Origin of the sequence: Leptospira adleri, assembly GCF_002811985.1 — a bacterium.
GTDB classification, from domain to species: domain Bacteria; phylum Spirochaetota; class Leptospiria; order Leptospirales; family Leptospiraceae; genus Leptospira; species Leptospira adleri.
The window spans coordinates 1-14,346 of record NZ_NPDU01000096.1; the positions used below are offsets into that span (position 1 = coordinate 1).

Sequence of the window (14,346 nt, forward strand, 5' to 3'; positions counted from 1 at the left end):
TCATCGAAGAAGTTATCCGCTCTATCAGACGTTATTCGAATCAGTCTGCGTTTCTTTTAACTTTGATTTGTTTAGGACTGATATGGGCGACTCTTCCTATGTCTCTCTTATCCGAAAGTACGGATCCTCTGAGTGCGGAAGTTCAGGAAAAGATCTGGCAAGAGATCTATAATCAAGATTTTCATTCTTCGAAGAAGTTAGTGCAACTCGAACTCTCGAAGAGTGGTAAAAATGAGACAATACCTCTCTTATCACTTCTGGAAATTTCTTTAAACGGACTTCAGAGATACAAACAAGCGAATGAAACTCGCAAAAGAATCCTTTCTCTCTGGGAAAAAAAGTATAAGAAGTCTTTCTTAGATGAAAATTATCCGATCAATCTTGCCACTTGGACGAGAATGATCGTTGTAAAGCCGGATTCTTTGTTGTTGGGTGCGGAATATTTCGTTCCTTATCCGATCAATGCGGGAAAAGACGGCTTCTATTATCATAAATTCACCTTATACAATCGCTTTTCAAGAAAGCCGACTCGATTCTTTAAACTAGAAAGATCGCCGGCAACCAATCAAGAATATCGTTTGTATGAGATCAATGTCGACGGTGAATCTAAACAAATCAAAGTTTACGGCGATATTATGCCCGAGATGAAGGATGAAATGATATTTCTTACCGGATTTTTAGGATTTTAAGCTGATTTCAGCTCGAAAGAGCGATCTAAATCGATCGATTTGATGTGTTTAAAAGAAAAAACCCGCTTCGAAAAGCGGGTTTTAAAGTTTCATCCCTTCTTAGAATGAAAGTGTGTTGCTAGATTACTTATTTCTTCTTCGCAACTTTCTTTTTAGCTGCTTTTTTCTTAGCAACTTTTTTCTTAGCTGCCTTCTTTGCTGCTTTCTTTTTTGCAACCATTGACTCTTCCTCCGTGTTACTAACATCAGATCTGAATTTTATTCAGAGCTAAATGCCGTGATTAGGGACATAATTAATGGATCAAGATAAAAATGTAAAGTGTTTTAATAAAATTTTACAATTTTTTTTAAAATTTATTTCTCATCATCATTTTTGATTCATGATGAAGGTTTATCATTCACTTCAACGCAGATAAAAGATATATCATCGCTTGGATCTTTGAGTCCGCGAAAGTCTTGAATCGTTTTTAATACAAGATCAGCAAGATCTTGTGGATTCAGATGATGATTGTTCTTTAAAAGATTTAAAAAATTCTCATCTCCGAAGATTTCTTCGTTCTCGTTGAAAGTTTCAGTGATGCCATCTGTGAATAAAATTAATTTATCTCCTGGATAAATCGGTATCGTTAAGTGTTTATACTCGGTAGGTAAGACTCCGAGAACTCTTTGGGTCTCGGTTCTTAATTCTATTTTACCGTTTTTTCGAATACAAATCGGAGAAGAGTGACCCGCGTTGATATATTTAAACGTTTCTTCTTGAGAATTGTATTCTCCGCAGATGAAAGTCATGAACTCGCTTCCTCTGTATCTTTCGATGAGAAACGAGTTGATCACTTTGAAAATAGTGGATAAGTCCGATTTTTTACGAATTTGATTCTGAATGATGCCTCTGATCGCGCTCACAAGATAACCGGTTCCCAATCCGTGTCCGGAAACGTCTCCTAAAGCCAACAACATTCGATTTGAATTCAATTTTTGTATGTCTAAGTAATCTCCGGAGATTCCAACGGCTGGAATCGAGAAGAATCCGATCCGCGTTCCCTTGATCGATCCACCTTCCGCGACGTGAAGCGTTTTGTCGATGATCGCCGCCATATTTAGATCGCGTACGATTCTCTTTTTTTCAACTTCTTCCGCCAATAACGCGTAGTTTTGCAGCAGCATCGAGGCCATTCTCGTACATTCTTTTAGAAAGTGAAGTTCTCCGAGGTTAAAGTTCTTTCGGTTGTTCTTCTCTCCTACTAAAAACACTCCGAGGACTTCTTTTCCTTTGGAATAATTAAAAATAGGATACGTTAGTTGTATTCCCGAGTTGTGTAGAAATTTATAGACCGATTCTCTGATTCCGAGTCCGTAGGCGAGGTGAGTGGTCACCGTAACTTCCGTATTTTCCGCGAAATACTGCCAAATCTCGGAGTTGGACGAGATTCTTATGAAATTGATATTCCGCAGATCCGTTCTCGGAAATTTATCCGCAGGAATCAATACGAGGACCTTACCGATGTCCAAAGCCTCCGAAACTTTTCTCATAAGATTGTTGATCGTCGCTCTCATAGATATCGGCGCGCTGATCATCGCGGAGACTTTCTCTAAGGCGGAATGTAACTTTTGATTCCTCTTAAAACTCCAAGTATCGACCAAATTGGAAAGCCTTCGATTCAAGGAAGTAAGCGTATAAATGCTTATCGAAAGAAAAAGAATATTGAATTCTTCCAAATATCTGTCCGCCGCGATCGGGTTGAATTTAAAGAAAGCGCCCAACAAGAAGAGGTAACCGCCCGCCAATATCAAAATAAGATATATCGAAGTGAGAGAGGAGCTGAACGCGATCTGAACCGGAACGATAGAATATGTGAACGTTCCGTAGATGATCAAAACCGGAAAAATCAGAAAAGCGAATAAGATCAGCAGCTTTGATAAATCCGGTGAAATAATCTCCGAAAATTCCACGGAAACAAACGGAAGAATGGAAATCGCGCTGAAGGCGAGTATCAAACTGAGTTTTTTAAATAAACTCTGCAGCGGAAATAAATTCCGAATCGAATCCAAGATCAAAAAGAAAATACAAATCACGGAACAAAGAAGAATAAAATAAACTCCGTTGGTCGCGAGAATTCCGAAAATATGCGGATCGGCTTTTTGAGAACGTCCCACAAAGCCCGCTATGAGAGAAAATATAAGTTCAGGCGCGAACCAACGCGTCGGCAATTCTTTTCCGCTGAGTCGAAAGGATATGTTGAGGATTACGAAGGAAGTGAAATATAAAAAGAAGAAGAACAAGAAATGAAATTCATGAAACCCTACCAGAAAAAAATTGAACAAGCTCAGACAAGATAAGGATCCGAACAACAAGAGCATATACACGTCTCTTGTATAAAAGAAAAACCAAATCGCTACGGAAAGATAGATCAACGAAATCAAAATGTCTCGTGTAAAATCCTTTAGTACGGAATAATCGGACTTTGGTGCGAGAATGACCGGGATCGTTTCGCTTACTCCCTTATCATATACGTGAATTCCGTTTTCATACGATTGACCGGATTCGGCCATTTTCACCGCGATTTCCAACTCGAGGAGATCCACTTTTTTACCGAGAACCCCTGGGAATTCTTCGTTCGTCTGAATGATGGTGCCGTTGGGATAATAGTAAAACGGAGGACGCAGGCTTTCGGAAGAGGTCTGCAAAACTCCTATGAGCAACGCAAAGCTGAGTAAAATCAAAGAGATAAAAAGAAGAAGAATGTTTCTCACGATGGAAACCTCAGATCGTAAAAAGAGATCATCGGTCTCGTTTTCCACGTTAGGATCAACGGATCGTTTCCGATTTCTTCCTCCACTTCCCAGCCGATGGACAGTAGATTCTTTCCGAAGTCGGAATTTCTATGGACTTTAAAATTTTTTCCGGAACTTCTAAGAGAGATCGAGCTTTCTGTTCTTCGAATCACTCCGACTAAAAGATCGTATTCTTCGTTCCATGAAATTTCCTTTAGATAAGATTCCACAAGATTCTTTATGTAATTCAGACTTTGAACGGATTTCGAAGTTCTTGCCGAATAAAGAATTCCTAATATATAGCAGAGAACCAAAACCGAAACTTGATTGGTCACGCCTAATTTTAAGATCACAAAATACGTTTCCTCACCGTCCGCGTTCAAAAATTCCACGAGTTCTCCCGGTTCTCTGGAAAGAATTTCGGTTCGAATGTTCCCGATCATCGGAGGTTCTGCCGCTTCCAAAAATTTTCTGATCTTGCCGGCGGTTTCCAGTTCCTTTCTGTACTTTTTGTTTTCGGCGACTTGCGAAGATAAGATATGATTGTGCACGGCGATTCCGCATTTTCCGGAAAGAAAGCTGAGGTCTTGCCGAACCGAATCCTTAGGTATATTTGAAACCGCAAGAAAACCGAACAGGGTTTCCCTATAAACAAAAGGAAGAATGAAATTGGCCCTTAGACTTACGAAGTCTTCGTTGATTTCATGGTTCTGATCCGGTTCTCCGATCATGGCGCCGTTCTTTTTATTCAAAATGTATTTTAGAAGTTTTGCATCCGGGTTGATCCCGTCGTGAGTAATCACCTTTCTTTGTTTTTTCTTTGCGTAGGTATAAAGCTCGAACGTCCTAAGATCATTATTGAGCAACGCAAGTTTGCCGTAGTTGCTTTCCGTCAAACGCACCAAATCGGGAAATACGTTTTTAATCAATCCGTCGTGATCGAATCTTCTATACGCCATTCTGGAAGAGCGCGGATCGTCGCTTAAATATTCAGAAATTAGAATGGACTTTAGTTTACCGCTGAGTTTTTCCTGAAGGGGAAATAGGACGAAAACGGCAAACATGAGCGTAGATAGAAGGCTTACTTCCATATAATATTCAATCGCGGTGGGAATTACGGAAAGAATAAAAAAGTAAAGTCCTAACGCGATAAGAATGGAAATTCCCTTGGCGAATAGATTGATGATCCCGGAAATAAGGTAATAGTCCGTTACTAGTGAACGAAACGCTTCTTTAAATCCGGGTTGGTTGTTTTCGCTTTCAGGTAGTATAGTAAGCATTCTCTTCGATGTATTTTTCAGTAAGATCACAACCCCAGAATTTCATGGAAGTCGCTCCAACATTCAATACTACATTTAGGGAAATTTCAGTATTATTTTTTAAATATTCGGAAAGCTTTTTTAAGGTTTCTGGACCCGCTTCCTTTACCGGCAACGATCCGAAATAAATTTCCAAACCGTCGAATGAGATCGGTTCGTCAAAGACCTTTCCCACCGCCATTACCAAACGTCCCCAATTCGGATCTCCGCCGTAGATCGCGGTCTTCACCAAAGGAGAATTGAGAATAGATTTACCGATCTTTCTTGCCTGGTTTTCGTTTTTCGCTCCGGTGATAGTGAGTTCGATAAGTTTGGTCGCACCTTCTCCGTCGAATGCGATCAGTTTTGTAAGATCGGTGCAGATTTCCACAAGAGCTTTTGAAAAATCATCCACAGAAGTTTCTCCCGCCATTCCGTTGCATAATAATGCAACCGTATCGGAAGTGGAAGTATCGGAATCGATCGTAAGACAATTGAAACTCTGATCAACCGAAGATTTTAAGATCGAGTAAAGATCCGTATTTTCCGGAAGAGAAACGTCGGAAAGAATATAACAAAGCATCGTCGCCATATTCGGTTCGATCATTCCAGCGCCTTTGGCGATTCCGTAAATTACACCTTCCCCCGACTTCGTTTTAATTTTTCGGAAAGAAATTTTTTTCCGAGTATCTGTCGTCATAATCGCTTCCGCCACTTCTTCCAGATTTCCAGGCTTTAAAAGTTCTTTCGCTTTTTTACAAGCGGGAAGAATGACTTCCATTCTTAACGGAACTCCTATCACTCCGGTCGAGGAAGGAAGGACCGATTTTTCGGAGACTCCGAGAGATTCTCCGATGTACTTACAGATATCCCTGGAATTTTGAATTCCTTTTTCGCCGGTTGCGACGTTCGAATTTTTAGAGTTGATAACGATTGCTTGGAGAACACCGGATTGAATGTGTTCCTTTCCAACGATTACGGGAGCGCCCGGAAAATTATTCTTGGAAAAAACGGCTGTCGCTTTACAAGGAACTTCGGAATAAATAACCCCGAAGTCTTTCGTGTTGTCTTTGATTCCGATATTTATTCCAAAGGATGAAAAACCTTTCGGCATGGTCATAGATATGATCCCTCAACGTGTCTGTTGAGATCTATATTTGGAAAATTCTTCCTGCGGGAAAGAAGAATTCAGGAAACTTCGGGCTGATAACGAATCGGAATCGTGACTGAGAAAATGGTTCCGCCTTCGGGATTGTCGAAAACTTTCACAGAACCGTGATGAAGGCGAACGATATGTTTTACGATGGAAAGGCCTAAGCCGGTTCCGCCTTCCTTTCTGGAACGGTTTTTATCGACTCGAAAAAATCTTTCGAAAATCCGACTTTTGTCCTCGTCCTGAATTCCGATTCCTTGATCGATTACCTGAAACTGAACTTGGTCCGGTTTGACAGGGAGAATTTTAAGAGTGATGGTTTTCCCGTCCGGAGAGTATGAAGACGCGTTTGAGATGAGGTTTAAGAGCATGTGTTCCAAAAGAACCCAATCGGCGTAAATCATAAGAGGTTCGTTCATCTCTACGACGAACTTTTAGCCTTTTGAAGAGACAACGCCTTCGACGGTATAACTTAAATTTTCCACGAGCGATCTAAGGGAGAATTCTTCATCTCCCGAGATCTTAGTTTGATTTTCGATTCTCGTGATCGTTAACATATCTTCGACGATACGAACCATTCGATCAGTGTTTCTCGAGATCGCGTCTAAGAATCTTTTTTCATGGCTTTCGGGAGATAGTTTGAGACGATCGAGTAAGGTTTCCGTATAACCCTTGATGGAAGTGATAGGAGTTTTAAGTTCATGAGAAGCGTTTTGAACAAATTGCTCGCGGATGATATGGGATTGTTTTTCTTCCGTGATGTTTCGGATAACGCCGATAAACATCAGAATTTTCCCGTTGGTTCTCAAGGGATACATTTTGATCGCGTAGAAGTTTTGTCCTAGATCGATTTCCATTTTAGAATCGCCCGATCCTTTTAAGTGAGCCGTTACGAATTCCAAAAGTCGATGGTCCCTTGTCGCGTCCGTGACTTTTCTGGATCGCGAATTCGGTTCTATCAAAGAACCGGGAACACTTTTGTTTTGAAAAAGAATGGAAGCGTTTTCGGGATCGATCGCAAAAACTCCTTCTTTTAAGTTTTGCAAAACGGAATCGAATTTTTCCTTTTCGATCGTAAGATCCACAAATTGGTTCTTGAGTCTCGTAGACATCAGATTTATGGAAGAAGCCAAATCTGCAAGTTCGCGAATGTCCGGGAGTCCGAGTTCGGAACCGAAGTCCCCGGCGTTGATGTCGCCGGTCTTTTTTTCGATTCTGTCCAGTGGTTCGGAAACGCTTTTTGCGATAGAATAAGACATGTAGAACGTTCCGAACATAGCAAAAAGAACGTAAAAAGAAAAAAGAAGAATTTTAAAGTCGGAGTGAACGTATTTTTCCGCGAAGAGGACGGCCCCGGCTACAACAAGCAATACGAGCAATAGCAACCAGTTGCTAAGAAGAAGTTTTGAAAATAAGCTACGCCTCATTGAATCTATAGCCGATTCCGCGGATGGTCTCGAGTCTTTCTTTTTCATCCCCGAGTTTATCGCGTAATCTCTTAATATTTACGTCGACCGCCCTGTCCGTTACGTAAATATCTTTTCCCCAAACCCGATCCAATAATTTGTCTCTTGTAAACGCAACTCCGGGATTGGTCATAAAAAGATTCAGAATCTTATATTCAATCAACGTTAAATCGACTTCGGAATTGTTGATAAAGGCTTTGTGCGCTTTTAAATTGAGGAAGATGCTTCCGATCGTAATATTGCCTTCGAATTGTTCTTCTTCCTCGGCGTCTTTGGTTCTTCTTAAGACGGATCGAACTCTTGCGATCAATTCTCTCGTGCTAAACGGTTTGCGAACGTAGTCGTCCGCACCGAGTTCCAAACCGAGAACGGCCTCCGTTTCTCCGGACTTTGCGGTTACCATGATGATCGGCATCGAATATTTTTCTTTGATTTTTTTACAAAGATCCATTCCGCCGATGCCGGGAAGCATTAAATCTAAGATTACGAGATCGGGAGTATTCTTTTCGAGCTTGGGAAGTACTTCTAATCCGTTTTGACAAGTGTCTACTTGGTAGCCGTTTTCCTCGAGATGGAATCGGATCAATTCGGCGATATCTTCCTCGTCGTCCACAACGAGGACTTTTTGTCCCGGGTTCCCTGATTGGTTTTTCATGAGTCCTATTCTTTTTTGCCGGCTTTGCAGTTTATCTTACAACTTGACTTCGTAATCGAAAGTTATGCGTTCTAAGATCCTGGCCGAGTTGGACAGATTGTCTAATTCCACCGGGCAAATTTTATTATTCTAATATTCCAGAAATTCGTTACAATTAGAATACGAAAAAATTACAAACTCCAGAAAATCGATTCTCTCTTAAGAATTAAATGACAGAGAGAAAACAAAAATTATTCTTTCTCACCCAATTGTGAATTTATTTTACGAATCAAAGCCCGTTGACGGAAAATCGAAAAAACTAAAAATCCTCCGAGCAACAAGGATCCGATAAGATAGACCTCATTGAGACTTTTGAGCCTCGCTTGTTCCTCTTCGATCGCTTTGATCGCTTCGAGATGGGAAATCAGGAAGTAAAACTTGTCGGCATTAGGCCATTCTTTTTTGGATTCTTCTCTGATTTGAGTGATGAGGACGGCGGCGTCTTCCTTTTTCATTTTTTGAATGATAGGAAAGACTTGGTCCAGTTCCGAATTCAGATATTCCTTTGCGCTCATCACGGGTTTGGAATCGGAAGTCACCTTATCCGCAAAAACGTTTTGGATTGGATTCAATGCCAGGAAAATAATTAGAATAAAAGTTCTCAGTGTGGTTTGATTCATTCAAAAAAGCCTAATTTGTTTTTCCATTCTTTCGTATATGGATTTCTATAATGGACAAGATAGATTCCAGCCAATATTGCGAAAACACAAAAGAGAATGCTGCTCGTTACTAAAATCAGAGGCAACAACCCGGTTTCAATCAGAAATCCTATGTCGATAAAGAAGAGGACCGTCAAGGGAGAAAATCCCAAAAGAAAAAGACCTGATAAGATAATCTTAATATGCCGAACCGGAATGATATGAAGCATAACTCTTCTTTTTAGATCGGGAGGCACGACCGTGGTTTCGGCGGAGCTGACGGGTTGTTCTTCGAAAAAATGAAGTTTTTCTTCGAGATCGGCCGGAACGGGGGAGGGGGTTGCGGAAGTCTGGGAAGCTGAATTATTCTTGTTTTTCATTCTCTTCCTTACTCAACCAGTCCCTCATGATTTCTTTTCCCCTGAAAATATAACTCTTCAGAGTGTTCATTTTCAAGTTTAATTTTTTCGAAATTTCTTTATAAGACATATTCTCGAAGTAGTGGAGCGCGATCGGTTTTCGATAGACGTCCGGAAGGTTTTCCACAAGGTTTCTGATCTTTTCGGAGCTCTCTTGTTTTAAGAGTTTGTTCTCTTGTTCGGAGGAAATTTCTTTTTTCTTTTCCTTTTCGTTCTCCGCAAGAATCAAGGCGTCGAGACCGGAGATTTCCGGGTGTTCCTTTCGATATTTTCTGATAATTTCGTTTCGAGCGATGGTAAACAACCAGGTTGAGAATTGAGATCTTCCCTGAAAGGTGGACAAACTCTCAAAGGCTTTTAGAAAAATGTCCTGGGTGAAATCTTCGGCCTCGGTTTCGTTTCGAAAGGCTTTGATCGCTTGGGAATAAACCAGCCCTTGATACCGGTTCATCAATTGTTCGAAAGAATTAAAATCCCCGTGTAAGACTTTTTGAATGCAATCCCAGTCTTCCGGTTTGCATACAATGGGAAAATTTTCCCTCATCGAGAATATTTATAATAGCAGAGTAATCCCAACCCGGTTCCGAGGGGAACGAGTCCGCCGAGCATTGCGAGCGATTGTCCTAGTACGGATATAAATCCGATAGAAAGGGCGATTCCAACAAACGTAAGAATCAATCCTAAGAAAAAAGAATACGTCCTAAGATCAAAGGACTCTTTTTTATAAAGGCCGGCTTTGATAATCTCAATCCGTTGTCTGTACCACCAATAAAAAACAAAAAACAACAAAGCACATCCGAATACGATTCCAAAGATGGGTACGGAATAGAGTACAACTTTGTATTCCGATCCTGAACCGGCATTTTGATCCTGAAGGTGTTTCAGAATCAAATCCAGTGTTTGTAGTAATTTTGCTTTTTCTTCTGGGTTCATCTTACAATGGCTGCAGTCGTTTTTCTATTTTCCGCTTTGGTCTTGAAGTAAGGAAATCTTTCTTCGATGCCAGGGCGATTGATCAGAGATTGATACCATTCTTCTTCTTGAAAACTTTCTTTTAAGAATGAATTGCGAATTTCGGTTTGAAATAAGTTCTTTAGTATTTTCATAACGTTTTACCTCCTTATAAATTATGTCCGATTAAATTATCGGCAGAATCAAAAATTCCATCCAATAATTTACGACTTCTTCCTCGGTCCGAATTATTTTCTACGGGAACGATGGAAACGAAAGATCCGTCTTTCCCAACTTGAATTCTTACGGCTTCCTTTAAAATTACTTTATCGAAAGATCGAACTGGGAATTCATCGCCTGCACTTCGAGATGCGTCGCGGTTCTTTGTCGGTTATGGGACGGAATCTTATCCACAATTTTCAGACGGAGATCTAGATGAAGAAAAAAAAGACTTTTTAACTTTTTTTGGAGAATTTACGAATCGGATCAAAAAAAGGAGGAATTCCTAAATTCGGTTCGACTTGGATCGGCTCGCGGCGGAATTCTGCGTGTTCCCTGAGAAAGTTTACGATAATTCTTCCCGTGGCGCCCCAGAGTAATCCTTCTTCCAAGTCGAAATAATAGATTTCCAACTCTTTCGCGCCCGATCTTCGGATTCGGATCGAGTAAAACGGAGATGTTTCCAAACGATTCAGATCCAATAGAATCGATCGTTCCACTTCTTCCGGATTGGTATTGAATTGAAAAGATCCGTTATAACGAGCGATAAACGGGGATATGTGAAATCCGGTATGTGTGTAAAGTCCCGGATATTCTCCTAAAACGTCTAGAACGGAACTCGATTCTCCCATTTCTTCCTCCCATTCTCTAAGCGCGGTTTCCAAAAGATTTTTATCATCGGAAGAATGCGCTCCGCCCGGAAAAGAAATCTGTCCCGGATGCGCTTTTAGATTCGAGTTTCTTTTTTGAAGAATGATTCCCTGAGTTTTGTCCTGTTTTTCATAGATCGGAAGTATGACCGAAGAGGCTTTTGTTTTTTCTTCTCCGGCCAAAGGAGGCGCTGGAATTCCGTTAAAATTCTCCTTAGGAACGGCGAGTTGTTTTTTGAGTTTTTGAAAATCGAATTTCATTTCGAAAGTATATTCAAAAAAATGAATTTTCCTTATTCGAATTTTTTATTGATTGGAATGAGTCCTTTTAGATTCGATTCGTAAGGAATGTTTTCCAAAGCCGCTAAAATAGAAGGTCCGTAGTGGATGACTTTCCATTCGGAGAATAAATTCATTTCTCTCAATTCGTCCAAGGTTTTCGGATTTCTCTGGGCGAGTTCGGCGATCATCTTATTGGAAGGCATCATCTGGTGACTCATTCTGCGGATGGACATGATCGTTTCTCTCCAGATTCTCAAACGTTTGAATCTTTCGCCTTCTTCGTTTGTGAGATTTTCGCCCGGTTTTTTGAAGAGTTCCGATTTTTGAATCGGAGGTCCGCTCGGGTTCGCGTAGATGCGAAAGAGAGTTTCGGCGTCTTTTTTTCCGAGGACTTCCGTTAACTTCGCCAGGTCTCTTCTGTTTTTCATGAGAAGAACCACTTTCTCATTGTTAAAAACCCGAAACGGAGCCTTATTCAATTTTCGGGATTTGTCGTCGCGAAAGACCAAAGTATCGTAAATGAATCTTCTTTCATCCGCGCTGAATTCTAAAATTTCCGGAAACTTATCCAGAGAAATGGAGTTTCCTTCGGAACCCGCTTCTTCCATCGCGATTTTTTCAAATTCGGAAAACGCTTCGTCGTAGAGATTTCTCTTGAAGAGTTCCTCTTTCATTTTTTCCCAAATCGTTTCCAAATAGACCGTATCCAATGCGGCGTATTGGAGCTGACTTTTATCAAGCGGTCTCTTTTCCCAGTTAGACTTCTGTTCCTTCTTCGAAAGTTTTATTTTATGATAATAATCCACAAGATGTGTGAGAGAATATTGCTCGTGATCCAAAAGGCGAGAGCTGAATCCGGTATCCGCGATATTCTTAAATTTAAAACCGAAGTCTTTTTTAAGGGCTTTGATATCATCGATGGCGGAATGGAAGATTTTTAGAATTTTTTCTTCCTCAAATAGCGCGCCCAGACCCTCTAAGTTTTGTAGCTTCAAAGGATCGATGATGTAATTTTTTCCCTTCGCTGAAATTTGAATCAGACAGACCCTGGAAAAATACGTATAATAACCGGAAGACTCCGTGTCTATGGAGATGGAGTCGGCCTGGCTCAGATTGATGAGAACGAGTTGTAGGCTTCGAATTGTATCTACGACGATGTAATCGGAATTTATTTGCATGAAAAACGCGACCTGAGATTTTAAGCTTAAGAAGGCAGAGAATGAGCTCAATTCCCGATAAATCCAGAGTAAGAAGACAAGCCCAGGATGACAAACCAAAAGATGAATGTGCGATTTTTGGTATTTTCAACGCACCGGAGGCTTCTAATTTCACGTATTTAGGTCTTTACTCGATGCAACATCGAGGGCAGGAATCCAGCGGAATTGTCTCCTCGGACGGGGAACATCTTTACAGATACGCGGGAATGGGTTTAGTCGCCAATATCTTTACCGAGACAAAACTGAAGGAGCTTCAGGGTAATTCCGCCATCGGTCATAATCGCTATTCTACAACGGGAGCGAGCTTTTTAAGAAACGCCCAACCCCTTCGCGTCGAATCGCATCTCGGCCCGGTTTCTCTCGCTCACAATGGAAATCTTGTGAATTCTTGGGAACTTCGAAGCCAACTGGAAAAGGAAGGAAGCATCTTTCAAACCACAATCGATTCCGAAGTCATCGTCCACTTGATGGCCCGTTCCGGTGAAACCGATTTTCTCTCCGCTCTTTCCACCGCTCTCAAAAAAGTAAGAGGCGCGTATTCTCTCGTAATTCTTACAAAATCCCAGTTGATCGCAGTTCGAGATCCAAACGGTTTCCGTCCTCTCGTCATGGGTCGAAGAGAAGACGGCGCGATTGTTTTCGCGTCCGAAACCTGCGCCTTCGATATCACCGATACCAAGTACGAAAGGGACGTAGAACCCGGCGAAATGATCGTAGTCGATAAAAACGGAGTCAGTTCTTATTATCCGTTTCCGAAAGCGACACCAAGCCTTTGTATTTTTGAATACATCTACTTTGCGAGACCGGACTCTAACATTTTTGGAGAATCGGTTTATAAGGTTCGTAAGAATTTGGGAAGATTCTTAGCCAGAGAATTGCCCGTGGAAGCCGACGTGGTCATCCCTGTTCCGGATTCTGCAAGTATAGCGGCTTTGGGTTATGCGGAAGAATCGGGTATCTCCTACCAATCGGGATTGATTCGTTCACATTACATCGGTCGGACTTTTATCGAACCGGATCAAAAGATCCGCGACTTTGGAGCGAAGATCAAATACAACGTTGTGCGAAACGTCGTTGAAGGAAAGAGAGTCATCGTAGTAGACGACTCCATTATGAGAGGAACCACGAGCCGAAAGATCATCAAAATGATTCGAAACGCGGGGGCAAAGGAAATTCATCTCCGAGTTTCGGCGCCTCCTACGATTTCGCCTTGTTATTACGGTATCGATATTCCCACGCACAACGAACTCATTGCGGCGACACATACGATCGAAGAAATTCGGAAATACCTGAGAGTGGACAGCATCGCCTATCTTTCAGTCGAGTCTATGAATCGCGCTGTGATCGACCACAAAGGCGGCGGTTTCTGCAACGCTTGTTTTACGTCTCAGTATCCGGTGGAATTTCAGAGCGAGCTGGGAAATCAGAAAAGTCTTTTCAAAGAATATCAAGTGGAAGAAAGAGCCGTCTATTAACCGGCTCTTTCTTTTCTAAAGTTTAGTCTAACATTCGTTAAACCTTGTCCGCGGTGGGATGTTCTTTATCAATTTTCACTTTTAGATTGTGAAACGGTCTTTCTATGATCAGATAAAGAATCCAGCAGGACACGAATATCTTCAGACATACGACCGCGTAGATAGAAAAAAATCCGGACCAACTGAGATTATCCATTCCTTTTCTGACAAATCGAATCGCCAAGATTCCGTGCCAAAGATAAATCGTATAACTCAATCTGGAGATCGGCCTGAATAGGAACGAGGAGAAGAATTTATAGACTGGACTTGCGGGAATCATAGCCGAAATCGTAAGAAGAATAAAAACGACGTGATATAGGTTATAGCTGAGAGTGTGCTCTAAAATCGGATGTTTGCGGATTTGTACGCCGATAAAAAATAGGG

At 41.3% G+C, this 14,346-nt stretch carries 13 protein-coding genes and 2 pseudogenes; 2 read left to right on the forward strand and 13 right to left on the reverse strand.

The window, feature by feature from the left end; all coding sequences use genetic code 11:
• The first annotated feature begins 2 nt into the window (after nucleotides 1-2).
• Nucleotides 3-689 (forward strand): hypothetical protein, encoded by a 687-nt coding sequence (locus tag CH376_RS21775; RefSeq protein ID WP_243398300.1) that lies wholly within the window; start codon nucleotides 3-5, stop codon nucleotides 687-689.
• Nucleotides 690-1,067: 378 nt separating this feature from the next.
• On the opposite strand, the gene CH376_RS21780 is transcribed toward CH376_RS21775, so the two are convergent.
• The 12 genes and pseudogenes from CH376_RS21780 to CH376_RS21835 form a co-directional block, all read right to left on the reverse strand.
• Complete coding sequence (locus CH376_RS21780; RefSeq protein ID WP_100788392.1) at nucleotides 1,068-3,440, reverse strand: PP2C family protein-serine/threonine phosphatase; 2,373 nt, start codon at nucleotides 3,438-3,440, stop codon at nucleotides 1,068-1,070.
• Nucleotides 3,437-4,741: a hypothetical protein gene (locus CH376_RS21785; protein ID WP_100788393.1), complete on the reverse strand. Its 1,305-nt coding sequence runs from the start codon at nucleotides 4,739-4,741 to the stop codon at nucleotides 3,437-3,439. Before CH376_RS21785 ends, CH376_RS21780 begins: the two co-directional genes overlap by 4 nt.
• Nucleotides 4,722-5,873: a bifunctional glutamate N-acetyltransferase/amino-acid acetyltransferase ArgJ gene (argJ, locus tag CH376_RS21790; RefSeq protein WP_100788395.1), complete on the reverse strand. Its 1,152-nt coding sequence runs from the start codon at nucleotides 5,871-5,873 to the stop codon at nucleotides 4,722-4,724. Before argJ ends, CH376_RS21785 begins: the two co-directional genes overlap by 20 nt.
• A 74-nt stretch (nucleotides 5,874-5,947) precedes the next feature.
• Nucleotides 5,948-7,339: pseudogene (locus CH376_RS21795) on the reverse strand (HAMP domain-containing sensor histidine kinase).
• Complete coding sequence (locus CH376_RS21800; RefSeq protein WP_100788396.1) at nucleotides 7,329-8,033, reverse strand: response regulator; 705 nt, start codon at nucleotides 8,031-8,033, stop codon at nucleotides 7,329-7,331. The pseudogene CH376_RS21795 and the gene CH376_RS21800 overlap by 11 nt, the downstream one beginning before the upstream one ends.
• A 230-nt stretch (nucleotides 8,034-8,263) precedes the next feature.
• The gene (locus tag CH376_RS21805) at nucleotides 8,264-8,692 is read right to left on the reverse strand and encodes a hypothetical protein (protein WP_100788397.1); all 429 of its coding nucleotides are present in this window, start codon (nucleotides 8,690-8,692) and stop codon (nucleotides 8,264-8,266) included.
• Nucleotides 8,689-9,090 (reverse strand): hypothetical protein, encoded by a 402-nt coding sequence (locus CH376_RS21810; RefSeq protein WP_100788398.1) that lies wholly within the window; start codon nucleotides 9,088-9,090, stop codon nucleotides 8,689-8,691. Before CH376_RS21810 ends, CH376_RS21805 begins: the two co-directional genes overlap by 4 nt.
• A complete protein-coding gene (locus CH376_RS21815; protein ID WP_100788400.1) occupies nucleotides 9,074-9,673 on the reverse strand; it encodes an RNA polymerase sigma factor in 600 nt (199 codons plus the stop codon). The genes CH376_RS21810 and CH376_RS21815 overlap by 17 nt, the downstream gene beginning before the upstream one ends.
• Nucleotides 9,670-10,062 (reverse strand): DUF6249 domain-containing protein, encoded by a 393-nt coding sequence (locus CH376_RS21820; RefSeq protein ID WP_100788401.1) that lies wholly within the window; start codon nucleotides 10,060-10,062, stop codon nucleotides 9,670-9,672. Before CH376_RS21820 ends, CH376_RS21815 begins: the two co-directional genes overlap by 4 nt.
• Nucleotides 10,059-10,235, reverse strand: a complete 177-nt coding sequence (locus CH376_RS21825) for an LIMLP_16695 family PerRB-regulated protein (RefSeq protein WP_100788403.1) — start codon at nucleotides 10,233-10,235, stop codon at nucleotides 10,059-10,061. Before CH376_RS21825 ends, CH376_RS21820 begins: the two co-directional genes overlap by 4 nt.
• A gap of 300 nt (nucleotides 10,236-10,535) precedes the next feature.
• Nucleotides 10,536-11,210: an NUDIX hydrolase gene (locus tag CH376_RS21830; RefSeq protein ID WP_100788404.1), complete on the reverse strand. Its 675-nt coding sequence runs from the start codon at nucleotides 11,208-11,210 to the stop codon at nucleotides 10,536-10,538.
• A gap of 32 nt (nucleotides 11,211-11,242) precedes the next feature.
• Entirely contained in the window at nucleotides 11,243-12,409 is a 1,167-nt protein-coding gene (locus CH376_RS21835) for a ribonuclease D (RefSeq protein ID WP_100788405.1), read from the reverse strand.
• Between the two features lie 41 nt (nucleotides 12,410-12,450).
• On the opposite strand from CH376_RS21835, the gene purF reads away from it, so the two are divergent.
• Nucleotides 12,451-13,923 (forward strand): amidophosphoribosyltransferase, encoded by a 1,473-nt coding sequence (purF, locus tag CH376_RS21840; protein ID WP_100788407.1) that lies wholly within the window; start codon nucleotides 12,451-12,453, stop codon nucleotides 13,921-13,923.
• A 37-nt stretch (nucleotides 13,924-13,960) separates the two neighbouring features.
• On the opposite strand, the pseudogene CH376_RS24345 reads toward purF, so the two are convergent.
• Nucleotides 13,961-14,346: pseudogene (locus CH376_RS24345) on the reverse strand (hypothetical protein); the annotation flags it as partial.